Below are 13,381 nucleotides of genomic sequence, written 5' to 3' on the forward strand. Positions count from 1 at the left end.
CGCCTCCGGTCAGAATTTAGTATGAATTCTGTATGACTGGGTAATGAATATTGGTTTAAAACCAAGCCGAATTGTGGGCGAAAGCAAATTCAAACATTATCGCCTTAAAACTCTATCCCTTCATGGGTCGAGTATTCAGAATTCTGTTAGCGCAGCGGGGCGTAGCCCATTCTGAATTCTGACTCCTGAACCCTGACTCCATTTATTCCCCTATGGATCAACCAGAAGAACCATTAAATTCTGTCCCAGACTCGGAGAAATCTGACCCATCGTTTGCTCAACAAGTACAAAGGCTACATCAGCTAACAGTATATGGCAGGTGGCTATTTGTGGGCTGTTTATGGCTGACCATTGCGCCTATCTCTTTGTGGGGTCTACGTGGAGAAATTGCTCTGTGGCAACAATATTTTACCTGGGTGGCAGTGAGATTTGGATTATTTTACCATCCGCTGTCTACCTTCGGTCTAGCCTTTTGTTTGGGGATGACTGCCGCTGTTTTAGTTTGGCAAAGTCGGAATATTCTACTCGGACTACCACAGCAGGAAAAACAACGTTTAGAAAAACAAGTTTATCGGATACGTCAACAGGGAGCAACTCATCCTCTATGGAAGTGGGTTTGTCATTAAATTTTCTTTCTCTACACGTACAGTAATTTATAGCAAAATATGACTTAACCATACTAGACATCTGCTGAAAAAGAATGTAGAGACTTAGCACTACTAAGTCTCTACAAGATTTCTGGATCATGCATATTTAATTTCACCAAATGTCTGCTCAAAGATACTGCTAAAAGTGGATGCCATACATGAACGATCTTCAGATTCAATTTAGCGAACGCAAGTCTGAAATTGACCTTTATCAACTCCAAGAACTGTTAAATGTTTCCGCTTTCTGGGCAAAGGGACGCAGTATTGAAGATTTAGGTATAGCCATTGCCAATAGTGAGCCAGTAATTTCTGTTTGCGATCGCGATCGACTCATTGGCTTTGCAAGAGCAACATCTGATGGCATCTATCGCGCCACAATTTGGGATGTTGTGATTCATCCAGAGTATCAACATAGTGGCTTGGGAAGCAATTTAGTAGAAACTGTTTTGAGACATCCCCGCATGAGGTCGGTTGAGCGTGTTTATCTGATGACTACTCACCAACAGGGTTTCTACGAAAAGATTGGTTTTCAAACCAACAGCACCACTACGATGGTGCTACACAATCAAGCTAATCGTGCTTTCGTTTCTGCTACAGAAGTTCAGCTGCAAGAATCATCGAAATAGTTCCGAGTGCTGAGTGCTGAGTATAAGAACTGTTGTAGTAGTAGGATAGTCAAAAAGCAAGATTTCGTCTCTACTACTCAGCACTACTCACTCAGCACTCAGCACTCAGCACTCAGCACTCAGCACTCAGCACTCAGCACTCAGCACTACTCACTAGGGGGATAGAGATTTGTAGTCTGGTAAGCTGCTGAAGTGGTTCCTTCACAGTAGTCGAGGGCAAGATTTCTAACTTTCCTCCCATAACTTCCACCAGAGTCTGATTCATTAATAGCCTCATTCCTGGGGAAAGAACAGCGTTCGTTTGCTCAATCTGGGCCAACCGATCTTCAAATTTGAGCAAATCAATCGGTTCGCTCCAGGGTAGAGCATGGGTTGGTAAATCTAGCCAAATGTTTACAAAATTATTTGTAGGTAGGGTGCTACTGGAAATACAAATGCTGCCTTCCTCCATCTGAGTAATGGCAGTATCTATTAAACTTATCAATACTTGGCGGAGCCAGAGGTAATCTGTCAAAACATAAATTTCTGAGTCGGCGGGTAATAATTGTAAGGGAAAATTGCGATTTGCCGCCAGCATATAAGTTAAGTCATGAACCTCATCTAAAATTTGGGCTAAGGGTCTGGGCTGAATATCTAATTTATTAGTGCCGTGTTCCGCTCTAGCAACGTTGAGAATTTCATCCATTAGCTTCAGCAACTTCAGTGTTCGCTCGTGAGCTTGGGCAATAAATTCTCGCTCTTCAGCTGGATTTTCACACAAATCTGACAAAATTAATTGATGTAAGCCAATCAAACCATTAAAAGGCGATCGCAATTCATGGGTAGTCCGCGCCAAAAAACCAGCTTTAAACTGGCTCATTTCCCTTGCCATCAGATATGCCAGCTGTGTTTGCTGTAGCTGTTGTGATATTAGTGACATATCCTGTTGAGCTAATGGCGCTACTGGGGATGAGCTAGATGAAACATTTGGCGATGCCTGCTTTGGACGTAGCCACCGCCCAAATAACTGACGGAAAACCATACCTAGTGCTATTCCTGCTCCTAGATATATCCAGTTGCTCCAATTCATATCTGGCAATTATTAATTTGCTAATTAAGTACAACAGCGCAAACTAAAGTTTCAGATTTCTCTGTTGTTAACACCACGAAAACAACATTATAGCTACCTATACTTGGTTATCACTCGAAATCTCTAACTCGATCGCACCTTGTCGCAAAATTTGCCAATTTCTCCCTGTCCATTTCGCAACGGTGGAAGGTACACCTATCCCCTGCATTTCACCCTGGTATTCTGTCGTTGCTATCAGAACCTGGGGAAACTGAGTCTCAATTTCTGTCATTGTTTGCAAAGGCGGCTGACCAGAAAAATTGGCGCTAGTGGTGGCAAGAGGGCCTGTTTGCGCCAAAATAGTTTGAGCGATCGCACTGTTTGGTACTCGAATCCCAATTGTTGTTGGATCGATGGGATTCATCACTTTTGGTAAGCGTTGACTCGCTGGCAAAACTAATGTCAGCCCTCCTGGCCAATATTTATCTGCTACTTCTTGCCAAACTTTATATTCATTCTCACTACCTTTGACATACGGCCACAAATCTTCAGCACTAGCGGCCATCAAAATCAAAGGTTTGTCTTGACTGCGTTGTTTCGCCGCAAAAATTAATGCTGCTTTTTCTGGTATCGCTGCAAGTGCCGGAACAGTATCCGTCGGAAAGCTTACCAAAAGACCAGCGCGTGCGCCAGCTATTAAATTTGTTAGAGAAACTTGGGTCATGTTTACAAAGTTAGGAGTTAGAAGTTAGGAGTGAGGAATTTCATAACTCATAACTCATCACTCATCACTCCTAACTTTTGTAGGCCAAGGCAAAGCGTTCAATTCCAGCTAAATCAGCGTGAATTTGAATTTTACAATAGCTACCTTGATTTTGCAAAAGTTCTCGCACCACATCCGCTTGTCCAGCCATCATCTCAATTAGCCACACGCCACCCGATTGCAAATAACTAGGGGAGACTTCGATCAAATGACGAATGCAATCTAAGCCATCAGCCCCACCATCCAAAGCCAGATGTGGTTCGTGGTTAACTACTTCTGGTTGTAAAGTCGGTAAGGTGCTGGTGGGAATGTAAGGAGGGTTGGACACCATACCACTGAACTGACCTTTTAACAATGCCAGTGGCTCCCACCAAGAACCTTGATAAAATTGAATCCGGTCAGCAAGACCCAAATTATCAGCGTTGGTTCGAGCGATCGCTAGAGCTTCTAAACTGTAATCAACAGCATGAATTGTGGCTTTTGGCAAGACATCTGCTAATCCGATGGCGATCGCACCACTCCCAGTACCCAAATCTGCCCAGTGTCCTGAAGCATTGCTAGTAGATGCTTCAGCTAAATCGATTAAACACTCTGTCTCTGGTCTAGGAATCAAAACCGCACTCGACACCGCAATTTTAAACTGACGCCAAGTTGTAGCTCCCGCAATATATTGCACTGGTAAGCGGTCATTTAATCGCCTCTGCCACAACTGTTCTAACTCTTCTAGCGGCAATTGCAGTTGAATTTGCGGCCAGTTTTTAAAAGACTCCAAACGTAGTGCCAAACGGTCTAACCCAGCAACTTCCAGGAGCAACCAATCTATCTCCATTGGTGGGACATCAGTGGCGATCGCTGCTTCAAGAGCCGCATTCCGCCACTGCCAAAGTTGTAAACCAGAAACTATCAGATGTTTCTCCCCCATAGCTCAACCTTGGAGCGCATATCCGTTATTTTTTCGGAGCGGGGGCAGCAGCTGGCTTGGTTGCTGGTGATTGATTTGGCGCCAGGGAGCGAATAAAATTGATCGACTCCCGTGATGGATACAGAACAATTTTATTGATACTAGGGTCGCTGCTGCTATTGAGAGCTTCCATAACACCGTACAAATCTACCACCTGAATTTCAGTATTGGCTCCTTCCTTTGGCACGGCTTTTTTGAATTCCTCTAACAGAGCAACTGCTTGTTCTTTCTCAAAAAAGAAAGGGATGTATCGCTCATTACCTTTAGCAAGGGGAATAGTCAAATAGCTATTATCTTTCTTAAATTTTGGTACAAATAAGGGAATACCATTGAATTGCTCTCCCTTTTTACCATTTTGATTGAGCATACTTGTTGCCGAAGCCACTTGCTGTTGCGTCGGGACTAAAGTATAAATCACAGAATCTGATTTCTTTTTGCTTTCTTGGACTATTTTATAGTAGTCTGCCAAGGACAAAGGTCTAACCTGTAGAGTGCTTGCCAACTGGGGATTTTCTTTTTTGAGCCGATTGTCAAGGAATTTTTGAGCATCTTGCTTGCTAATAAAAAATCCTACTTGTGATACAGGCTTGGATGCGTTGTTTCTCGAAAGAACTACGAATTCGCCTTTAGGATTGGTGAGCGTGAATACAGGTACTTCTTGGAGCTTTTTCACGATTTGATCTTGTGGCAGAGCGATCGCCTCTAGATTGCCCATTCCTGGTAGATTGCCTATTCCTGAAAGCCCTGTTAAAAATACACTGCCAGCTATACCTAATGTTGCGCCTAAGCGAATAAATGATTTCATGACTGCTCCTCGCATCAATAGTCCAATTAAATTAACAAATGGTTGGATTTGCACAGCACCAACTAGCTTTAGTTATATAGCAATCTATTTCAGTTGTGAAAAATTCATTGTGCGCGTTGAGGTTGAGTGTTAAGCGTGAGGCAGCCCGGTCTTGTTGTTCCAACAAAGAGGGACTGCCGTTAGCGCAAGCGGTAGCGACGCAGGAGCGTCACCCGGAGGGTCAACGGTCAAAATCCAATGTTCCCTAACTATTTAGAGTTGCTGTAGTATCGTTGTCACAAATTGGCTGTGCTAACGTTGTGTTTTTCTAGGTTTCGCTTCACTATTGACCGCGAAATGCCGTAGATGCTTATTATATGTCTTCTCAAACAGCAAAAAGTCTCTCCATCTCTCCAAGCTTGGAGATGATAAATGCCATTTTATCGGCTTTTTCTAAAATTAGTTGACGCTAATAGTTAATTAATCGTTCCATCTGCGATTGCTTTAATATCTTCTCAAATCTATAGAAAGCTCAGTGTTAAAAATCACCTTACTACTTAATCACGAAATTTACCTGTTAAACTCTAACAGCACAAGAGCTTAATTAGTCTTCTCCATAAAAATAGCTGATTAAATTGCGATGTTAGTAAATAGAAACCTAACTGCCCTAACTGTTAACTATATTAATCAAATCGGGATGACAGGATTTGAACCTGCGGCATCCTGCTCCCAAAGCAGGCGCGCTACCAAGCTGCGCTACATCCCGTTATACTCATCCGCTTTTTTGGGTTTAGTTTTAACTTCCCATCAAAGCGATCGCGCTTTCACAAAAGCGTTAAGGCAATCATATCACATAACATCGCTCATGCCTAATATATTTATATCTTCTGCAAATACTAGCTAGATTAGATATTTGGACTGATAAAGGTTAAAGGTTTGTCTGCCGACTTAGTTTTACAAGAGATATTACTTGTGCGTTCGTCGGCTAAACCTTGTCAAACCAAATTGAAATAATAGATTTGTACTACTATACCTGATTTTATTGTGCGAATCGGGTTTTATTTGGATTGAGCATTAGTGAGGATACCAGAACATACCTTTGATGCCTTCTGGATCGGCCATAAACCCCATAGTTCGGTAGAAATCTACAACATGGGGGTCAGCGAAGAGAGTGACATTACTAATTTCTTCACTCCTAAGTTTTTTGAGAACGTATTTCATCAGCGCCTTACCCAGTCCTTGACTTTGAAAGTCTGGATGAACCACTACGTCCCAGATAGTGGCATTAAACGCGTGATCTGAGGTAGCACGGGCAAAACCAATGAGCCGCTTTTGGTTTCCTCTCACTTGCCACATTGAGGCAACGAGAAAACTATGCTCAATAGCTTTTTTTACTTTTCTTAGAGGACGACGCGACCAACCAACTGCATCACAGAGTTCTTCTAGCTCATATAGGTCAATATCTCGTTCCGTACTGAAGACGATCCGAGCCTCCTTTGAAGCAGCTTCGCTAATACTACTGGGGCTGGAGTTGCCCGCAGTTTCCGCTGTATGCTCTTCAAAGGGGTTTGTCCTAGTTGTCCCTACAGATTCAGGAGTACTAAACCAAGTTTTCCAAAAACCCATGCCAACGCGGTTCGGGTAGTATAACTGAATTGGTTTCCACTCTCAGGAGTGTTGATTCACTTTTAACATCGCTACCCCCATTTATTACCCTTTACACTCAAAGTTTTTCGGTTGTTTTCGGGATTTGCAATGGTAGCAGCCAGTTAGAGCGTGTTTCACACCAATCATTTTCAACTTTAGCATTTTGTTGTAGAGGCTAGGAGAAATTCACCAAAACGGTAAGGATATAAACAATTCAAAATTTAAAATTCATAATGGAAAAACCTAATCTTGGCAATTGCTCGTATAGAGCTTAAATGCACGTTAGCTTAGGAATGAATTGTATACACGGGATTGGGCATTGGGTATCGAGAACACTCTTCTGTTGTCCCCTTGTCCTCTCAGTCCCCAATCCTCAGTCCCCAGTCCTTAACACCCAACCCCCAACACCCAGCCCCCAGATGACGAAAGCAAGCGAGTTTTACCCTTAACAATGGCTTCTGGTTTAAAATCTTCGACACTGGAACTCCTAAAGCGCTTTAACCGAGCGTTTCCCCAGTTTTATGAGCAATTCGTCAGTAGTGAAATTCAACTGCAAAATTTGCGGTTAGCCTACCGTCTCTATAAAACTAGACGCGCTGTTATTGAGCTGAAACCGGAAGGTAGCAAAAGCGCCCTGCATTTTGCTTACCGCAACCAGTCTTTTCTCCTCAGCGATATTTTTGGTGTACTAGCAGCTTATGGGTTGACTATCCACGGTTTAAGTCTATACGGCCAAATCCGTCCGCCAATGTTAGTTTTTATCAAACTGTTGGTATCTCGTGGTAGTAAAGCCTTAACGGAGAAAACCGCAGAAAATGTTTGTCGCGCCATTCGCGAGGCTTTAGGAGGTCGGTTTGAGGTAGAAGAGATGCTGGCAGTAGAATTCAATCTTGACACTGGCTTAGAGCAGGTACAAACTGAGTTCTATGTCGATCCGGTCTTTCATCTTCCTGCCTTAGTGATTGAAGCTGATAATCAACCAGGATTATTCTACAAAGTGATGTACGCCATCTGGCAGGAAGACCTGCTGGTAGTGAATGCCAATTTACTGGTTTGGCGCGGACGTACACGGCTAATTCTCTACTTGTTAGGGCCAAATGAAAGCCTGATTCCTGAATATCTGGGTCACAAAATTGCTGAAGGGGTGCGACAGAGGTTGCTGGGTAAATGAAAAAAGTGAGAAGTTATGAGTTATGAGTTATGAGTTAAAAATTTCTCACTCCTAACTTCTAACTCTTTACACTTTAGTATTTAGTCGCACCCGTCCTTAAGGGTACGATACAAGTATGGCAACTATCGAAATCTTGGGCGTTCCACACGCATACGAGCTAACGGCTCCCACTTCCTGCCCCCATGCTTTAGTATTTATCCACGGTTGGCTCAATAGCCGTGGATATTGGCAACCTGTGATTTCCCGCCTATCAGATGATTTGCAGTGCCTGTCCTATGATTTGCGGGGTTTTGGTGAATCCCAATCCCAGGTAAAAACCGATTTTAGTCGAGCACAAACGTCTTTGAGTCTGACGCCCATCTCCAGTAGTGCGGCTGACTCATCTTTCGATTCTCTTTATACTCCTGCTGCGTATACTCAGGATTTAGCAGCTCTCCTGAAACAGCTAAATATTACGAGTGCTTGGCTAATTGGTCACTCATTAGGCGGGACGATCGCTCTTTGGGGAGCAGATCAAATACCTGAGTGTGTTAAGGGAGTTATCTGTATCAACGCTGGCGGTGGTATTTACCTCAAAGAAGCCTTTGAGCAGTTTCGCTCGGCGGGTCAGAAATTTTTGCAAGTCCGTCCGCGCTGGCTGTCCCAAGTGCCTTTAATTGATTTGCTGTTTACCAGAGCTAGTGTGGCTCGTCCTTTAGAGCGCTATTGGGCACGTCAGCGAGTAATAGATTTCGTCGTGGCTGATCCAGAAGCGGCTCTGGGAACTTTGTTAGACTCCACAACGGAAGAAGAAATCAATCGTTTACCTGAGCTAGTATCCCAACTGAAGCAGCCAGTTTATTTTTTGGCTGGCGCGGAAGACAAGGTTATGGAACCCAAGTATGTGCGCCATTTAGCCAGCTTTCACAGGCTTTTTCAATATTGTGGTGACAATGTTCTGGAAATTCCTAATTGCGGCCACCTGGCTATGTTGGAACAGCCGGATGCAGTGGCCGATCACATCCGGGCGATAGTCAATAGTCATAGGGCATAGGGTATTGGTAGTTACAAATGACCAATGACCAATGACAAATGACAAATGACAAATGACAAATGACTACTCAATAGGTTGATACAACTTCATTACCTGAGTAAGCCCTAGCCTAGACTCAACACCTAGTGTAAGGGGGGATGTATGACCACGGGATAGATGGTCAGCAGCGGCACAGCCAATCATGGCGGCGTTATCGGTACAGAATTTTAGAGGTGGGAATAGGACGCGTAGGTTATGTTTAACGGCGGCGGCTTGGAGGTTTTTTCTCAACCCGCTATTTGCTGCTACACCACCACCGATGGCGATTGTATCTAGACTATAGTCAAGGGCACAGGCGATCGCTCTTTTGGTTAGCGATCGCGCTACCGTATCCTGAAAGCTAGCTGCGACATCTGCCACCGGTACTTGTCCACTATCTTTCTCTAACTGCTGCACTAAACGTAATACAGCCGTTTTTAACCCACTAAAACTCGCATCATAACGATGAAACCCCCCACCGGGTAGAGAAACTCTTCCTTCTGGTAAAGCAAAGGCTTGAGGATTTCCCTGTTGTGCCAACTTGTCAATCACTGGCCCACCGGGATAACCCAGCTTTAATAATCGCGCCACTTTATCAAAGGCTTCACCCGCAGCATCATCACGGGTTTGTCCCAAGGTTTCGTAAATACCACAATCTTTGACATAAATCAAGCTTGTATGTCCGCCTGAAACCAGTAAGCTAAGAAAAGGGGGATTTAAAGTTGATTCGCTCAAGTAAGTTGCGTAGATGTGACCTTCGAGGTGATGAACTCCCAAAAATGGCTTGTTGTGTACCATCGCTAGAGTTTTGGCAGCAGTTAACCCCACCAATAGCGCTCCTACGAGTCCAGGGGCACAAGTGGCGGCAATTGCGTCAATTTGTCCCCAATCTAGTTGGGCTTGCTCTAAGGCTTGTGCGATCGCTTCATTGATAGTTTCCAGGTGCTGGCGAGATGCTACTTCTGGCACTACCCCGCCATACTGCTGGTGAACTGGAATTTGCGAGGCTACGATACTACTGCAAACTTTACGATTGTTAACAATTGCGACGGCTGTTTCATCACAACTGGTTTCTATTGCTAAAACGGTTGTCATTGAGAGTGCTGAGTCCTGAGTGCTGAGTCCTGAGTCCTGAATAGTAGAGAGAAAATCTTGCTTCTTTACTAACCTACAACAACAATTCTTATACTCGGCACTCGGAACTCAGCACTCAGCACTAATTTTGGTTGAGAAGCTTTAACTTTTATTGACTTAAACTTTACTCGGTTCCCACCCAAGAGTATGATGACTTCCTAGTTATGCAAATAAACAACTGTACAAGCCGCTTCGTTTTGTACAAAGAACTTCTTGTTTTGTAATAAAAGGAAACAACTCTATGCGACGATTGTTTGCTTTGATGTTAGCGATTAGTCTTTGGTTCAACTTTGCCCCCCCAGCACAAGCTTTAGGGGCTAATTTGACACCGTGTAAAGACAATGCCGCTTTTCAAGAGCTAGCAGCTAATGCCCGTAACACCACTGCCGATCCCCAATCAGGGAAAAAGCGGTTTGAGCGTTATTCTCAGGAGCTGTGCGGTCCTGAAGGATACCCCCACTTGATTGTTGATGGTAGTCTAAATCATGCTGGTGACTTTTTGATCCCTAGCATTTTGTTTCTATATATTGCTGGTTGGATTGGTTGGGTAGGTCGTGCCTATCTGCAAGCAATTAAAAAGGAATCTGACACTGAACTGAAAGAAATCCAAATCGACATTGGTTTGGCACTACCCATAATAGCTTCAGGCTTTGCTTGGCCAGTAGCAGCAGTCCAAGAATTGCTCTCTGGAAAATTAGCAGCTAAGGATTCAGAAATCCCTATTTCTCCACGCTAAATCAGCTTAACTAATTCATTCGTTTTGGAGACTAAATTCATGGCAGACAAAGGCGATCAATCAGCTTATTTGATTAAATTCATTTCCACGGCGCCCGTGGCAGCTACCATCTGGCTGACCATCACAGCAGGTATCTTGATTGAATTCAACCGCTTTTTCCCCGACCTACTTTTCCACCCACTGCCATAAGTGTCAAATGGGATTTAGGACTGTTGAATCAATGTCTTGTTTTTTGCTTAATATTGTGTCGTTGATGTATTCAGCTTAGTTAGGCAGAATTATCACCAAAATATGCAGCAAAAATAGTTTTTTGAAACTCGTGATACTGTTTACAGATCGCGAGTTTCACGGTTTTAAAATCAGCTAAATTAATTTTTCTAAACTTATTAAACAAAATGCTTCTTTAGCGACAATTATTATTAATATAAAAATGCCACCATTTTAATTTAGAGGCGAACATAAAATATGGCACAAGCAGTAGATGCATCAAAGAATCTTCCCAGCGATCCCAGAAATCGGGAAGTTGTTTTTCCCGCATTTGGCGATCCACAGCTAGGCAATCTAGAAACCCCGGTTAATTCTTCTCCCTTGATCAAGGGGTTCATTAATAATTTACCTGCTTATCGCCCAGGTCTGGCTCCTGCTAGACGCGGTTTAGAAGTTGGTATGGCTCATGGTTACTGGCTATTTGGCCCCTTTGCCAAATTAGGCCCACTGCGGGACACAGATAATGCTAACTTAGCTGGGTTACTGGGAGGTATCGGTCTGGTTGTTGTTCTTACTGGCGCCCTATCGCTGTATGCCAATAGCAATCCACCCAAAGCACTTCCTAGTGTTACAGTACCTAAGCCACCAGCAGATGCTTTTAACTCTAAAGAAAGCTGGAACAACTTCGCCAGTTCTTTCTTGATTGGTGGCATTGGTGGTGCAGTAGTTGCTTACTTTTTGACTAGTAATTTGGCACTAATTCAAGGTCTATTTGGTTAATTACTAGAAGTTAGGAGTTAGGAGTTAGGAGTTAGGAGTTAGGAGTTTAAATTCATTACTTCTAACTCTTAACTCCTAACTTATTTAAACAAAACAGCTTCAATATCATTTAAAGCAGTTTCAAAATCGTCATTAACGATTTTAATATCAAATTCATCTGCGGCTTGAATTTCTTCTTGGGCGCGGAGCAGACGACGGGCGATCGCTTCTTCAGAGTCTTGGGCACGAGAGCGTATTCGTTTCTCTAATTCATCAAAGGAAGGCGGTAAAATAAAAATGCTGAGGGCACTGGGGAAAGAAGCACGAATTTGTCTTGCCCCTTCTAGTTCAATTTCCAGCACCACCAACTTACCGGAATGAATTTGGTTAAGTACAGCTTCACGGGGTGTGCCGTAATAGTTACCAGCAAATTCTGCCCATTCTAAAAATTCACCTTCAGCAACTAATTGTTCAAACTTACTGCGGCTGATGAAGTAATAACTTTTGCCATCGATTTCCCCTGGACGGGGAGAACGAGTTGTCACGGATACGGAATAATAGAGTTCTGGATGACGTTCTAGGAGCGATCGCATTAAAGTGCCTTTACCGACCCCACTGGGGCCAGTTAAAACAATTAATCTGCCTAAATGTAAGCATTCTTCGGTAGTCGCACTATTCTGGATGGGTAAAACTGGCATCATCCCTTCAACCTGTGAATCAATCAATACATATTATTCATTAGTCTTGTGTTCCTGGTCTAGTCCACTAGTAACTAAAGAATTTGTAGCAAGGGTGACAGAAAATTTGTCTAATTCACATACTACTACCGATATGGTGCAAAGAGGAGTGGGTTTTTCCCACTGCTAGTCAATTATCTACAGTTTGATGATCGCGAGAAATCACAAAGCGATTCGCTACCGTTTCCGGCTGAATCGCTGACAAAATTACGTGGCTGGAATCGGTGATAATTACAGCCCTAGTCCGACGACCGTAAGTTGCATCAATCAGTTGACCTCTGTCTCGTGCATCGGTAATAATCCGCTTAATCGGGGCAGACTCTGGACTGACAATGGCAACTACTCGGTTGGCAGACACGATGTTACCAAAGCCGATGTTGATTAACTGAATGTCCATAAAAAAACTGACGCTAAACGCGGTTTGATAAAGCTTGAAATAAACTTCTTTCCATGTTATCGCCAAAAAACGGGAGTTACAACGCTTAAATTCAAGCCAGTCTACGTTTTTAAATAATGTCTGCTACTTTTAGCTATTTATTAGCTATTTTTCCTCAAAATCTTCCCAAAGACATAGGCGAAATTACACTGATCCAAGCTAGTTCAATGATGTATTTTTATCTTTATGTAAAGGGACTAGTACCGCAAGCCGGAATTCAAAATTCAAATGGTGGTAAATAATCCACATCTAAAATTTTCTCAATGCTATAAGGACAAGTTTGCGGAAAACAATTCAATCCACTTTTCTTTTTTGCTTGTCGTAGCGCATCAATGTAGACTTCCTCAAGCACTGTGAGGAGATAGTTGTAGAGGTTTTTAGATTTAGTTAATTTCCTGAGTTCCACCCGAAAATTATCAATTTCCACTTCCCAATGATTTTTACATTCAGGGAGACTCCAATGTTGATACAAAAGCAAATGTTTGAGAAGTTGCAGTAAATAACTTTCGAGCTTGTGCTTCTGTTCATTACCCAATTTTTCAATTTCCTCAATCAAATGATCCCAATCAAGATGCTCTAAATCTCTTTCTTGCAATTGTTTCAATGTAGTTTCTAACCACAAGTGATAATCCTGTTTATAGAGAATTTGAGTGAGTATTTTAGACATTATTTAA

16 protein-coding genes and 1 tRNA gene are annotated in these 13,381 nt (G+C 42.9%); 7 read left to right on the plus strand and 10 right to left on the minus strand.

Annotation, left to right across the window (positions count from 1 at the left end; genetic code table 11):
* Positions 1-212: 212 nt before the first annotated feature.
* Positions 213-626, plus strand: coding sequence for a hypothetical protein (locus V7K61_RS02140; RefSeq protein WP_335050525.1), 414 nt, complete (start codon positions 213-215; stop codon positions 624-626).
* 179 nt (positions 627-805) lie between these two features.
* Positions 806-1,273, plus strand: a complete 468-nt coding sequence (locus V7K61_RS02145) for a GNAT family N-acetyltransferase (protein ID WP_335050527.1) — start codon at positions 806-808, stop codon at positions 1,271-1,273.
* A 133-nt stretch (positions 1,274-1,406) separates the two neighbouring features.
* Here the strand turns inward: V7K61_RS02145 and V7K61_RS02150 are convergent, their stop codons facing one another.
* The 6 genes from V7K61_RS02150 to V7K61_RS02175 form a co-directional block, all read right to left on the minus strand.
* Positions 1,407-2,342, minus strand: coding sequence for a sensor histidine kinase (locus V7K61_RS02150; protein ID WP_335050529.1), 936 nt, complete (start codon positions 2,340-2,342; stop codon positions 1,407-1,409).
* Between the two features lie 97 nt (positions 2,343-2,439).
* Positions 2,440-3,045, minus strand: a complete 606-nt coding sequence (locus V7K61_RS02155) for an L-threonylcarbamoyladenylate synthase (RefSeq protein WP_335050532.1) — start codon at positions 3,043-3,045, stop codon at positions 2,440-2,442.
* Between the two features lie 70 nt (positions 3,046-3,115).
* The gene (prmC, locus tag V7K61_RS02160) at positions 3,116-4,006 is read right to left on the minus strand and encodes a peptide chain release factor N(5)-glutamine methyltransferase (protein ID WP_335050534.1); all 891 of its coding nucleotides are present in this window, start codon (positions 4,004-4,006) and stop codon (positions 3,116-3,118) included.
* Positions 4,007-4,031: 25 nt separating this feature from the next.
* Positions 4,032-4,850, minus strand: a complete 819-nt coding sequence (locus V7K61_RS02165) for a Tic22 family protein (RefSeq protein WP_335050536.1) — start codon at positions 4,848-4,850, stop codon at positions 4,032-4,034.
* A gap of 671 nt (positions 4,851-5,521) precedes the next feature.
* Positions 5,522-5,595 (minus strand) — tRNA-Pro (locus V7K61_RS02170).
* Positions 5,596-5,903: 308 nt separating this feature from the next.
* Positions 5,904-6,455 (minus strand): GNAT family N-acetyltransferase, encoded by a 552-nt coding sequence (locus V7K61_RS02175; protein WP_334842811.1) that lies wholly within the window; start codon positions 6,453-6,455, stop codon positions 5,904-5,906.
* A 472-nt stretch (positions 6,456-6,927) separates the two neighbouring features.
* Here V7K61_RS02175 and V7K61_RS02180 point away from each other — a divergent pair, with 472 nt between their 5' ends.
* The gene (locus V7K61_RS02180) at positions 6,928-7,647 is read left to right on the plus strand and encodes a hypothetical protein (protein ID WP_012410214.1); all 720 of its coding nucleotides are present in this window, start codon (positions 6,928-6,930) and stop codon (positions 7,645-7,647) included.
* 115 nt (positions 7,648-7,762) lie between these two features.
* The gene (locus V7K61_RS02185) at positions 7,763-8,680 is read left to right on the plus strand and encodes an alpha/beta fold hydrolase (RefSeq protein ID WP_335050539.1); all 918 of its coding nucleotides are present in this window, start codon (positions 7,763-7,765) and stop codon (positions 8,678-8,680) included.
* 63 nt (positions 8,681-8,743) lie between these two features.
* Here V7K61_RS02185 and tsaD read toward each other — a convergent pair whose 3' ends face one another.
* The gene (gene tsaD / locus V7K61_RS02190; RefSeq protein ID WP_335050541.1) at positions 8,744-9,793 is read right to left on the minus strand and encodes a tRNA (adenosine(37)-N6)-threonylcarbamoyltransferase complex transferase subunit TsaD; all 1,050 of its coding nucleotides are present in this window, start codon (positions 9,791-9,793) and stop codon (positions 8,744-8,746) included.
* 280 nt (positions 9,794-10,073) lie between these two features.
* Here tsaD and V7K61_RS02195 point away from each other — a divergent pair, with 280 nt between their 5' ends.
* From V7K61_RS02195 to V7K61_RS02205, 3 genes are all read left to right on the plus strand, one after another.
* Positions 10,074-10,568 (plus strand): Photosystem I reaction center subunit III, encoded by a 495-nt coding sequence (locus tag V7K61_RS02195; protein WP_335050543.1) that lies wholly within the window; start codon positions 10,074-10,076, stop codon positions 10,566-10,568.
* A 39-nt stretch (positions 10,569-10,607) separates the two neighbouring features.
* Entirely contained in the window at positions 10,608-10,757 is a 150-nt protein-coding gene (gene psaJ / locus V7K61_RS02200) for a photosystem I reaction center subunit IX (RefSeq protein WP_094339707.1), read from the plus strand.
* Positions 10,758-11,033: 276 nt separating this feature from the next.
* The gene (locus V7K61_RS02205) at positions 11,034-11,555 is read left to right on the plus strand and encodes a photosystem I reaction center protein subunit XI (protein WP_292745206.1); all 522 of its coding nucleotides are present in this window, start codon (positions 11,034-11,036) and stop codon (positions 11,553-11,555) included.
* 80 nt (positions 11,556-11,635) lie between these two features.
* On the opposite strand, the gene gmk is transcribed toward V7K61_RS02205, so the two are convergent.
* The 3 genes from gmk to V7K61_RS02220 form a co-directional block, all read right to left on the minus strand.
* On the minus strand, positions 11,636-12,235 hold the full coding sequence (gene gmk, locus V7K61_RS02210; RefSeq protein WP_335050717.1) for a guanylate kinase: 600 nt from the start codon (positions 12,233-12,235) through the stop codon (positions 11,636-11,638).
* A gap of 166 nt (positions 12,236-12,401) precedes the next feature.
* Positions 12,402-12,668, minus strand: a complete 267-nt coding sequence (gene remA / locus V7K61_RS02215) for an extracellular matrix/biofilm regulator RemA (protein WP_073639751.1) — start codon at positions 12,666-12,668, stop codon at positions 12,402-12,404.
* Positions 12,669-12,924: 256 nt separating this feature from the next.
* Positions 12,925-13,374: a DUF29 domain-containing protein gene (locus V7K61_RS02220; RefSeq protein ID WP_335050547.1), complete on the minus strand. Its 450-nt coding sequence runs from the start codon at positions 13,372-13,374 to the stop codon at positions 12,925-12,927.
* Positions 13,375-13,381: the final 7 nt, after the last annotated feature.

Origin of the sequence: Nostoc sp., from assembly GCF_036918015.1 — a bacterium.
GTDB lineage: Bacteria > Cyanobacteriota > Cyanobacteriia > Cyanobacteriales > Nostocaceae > Nostoc.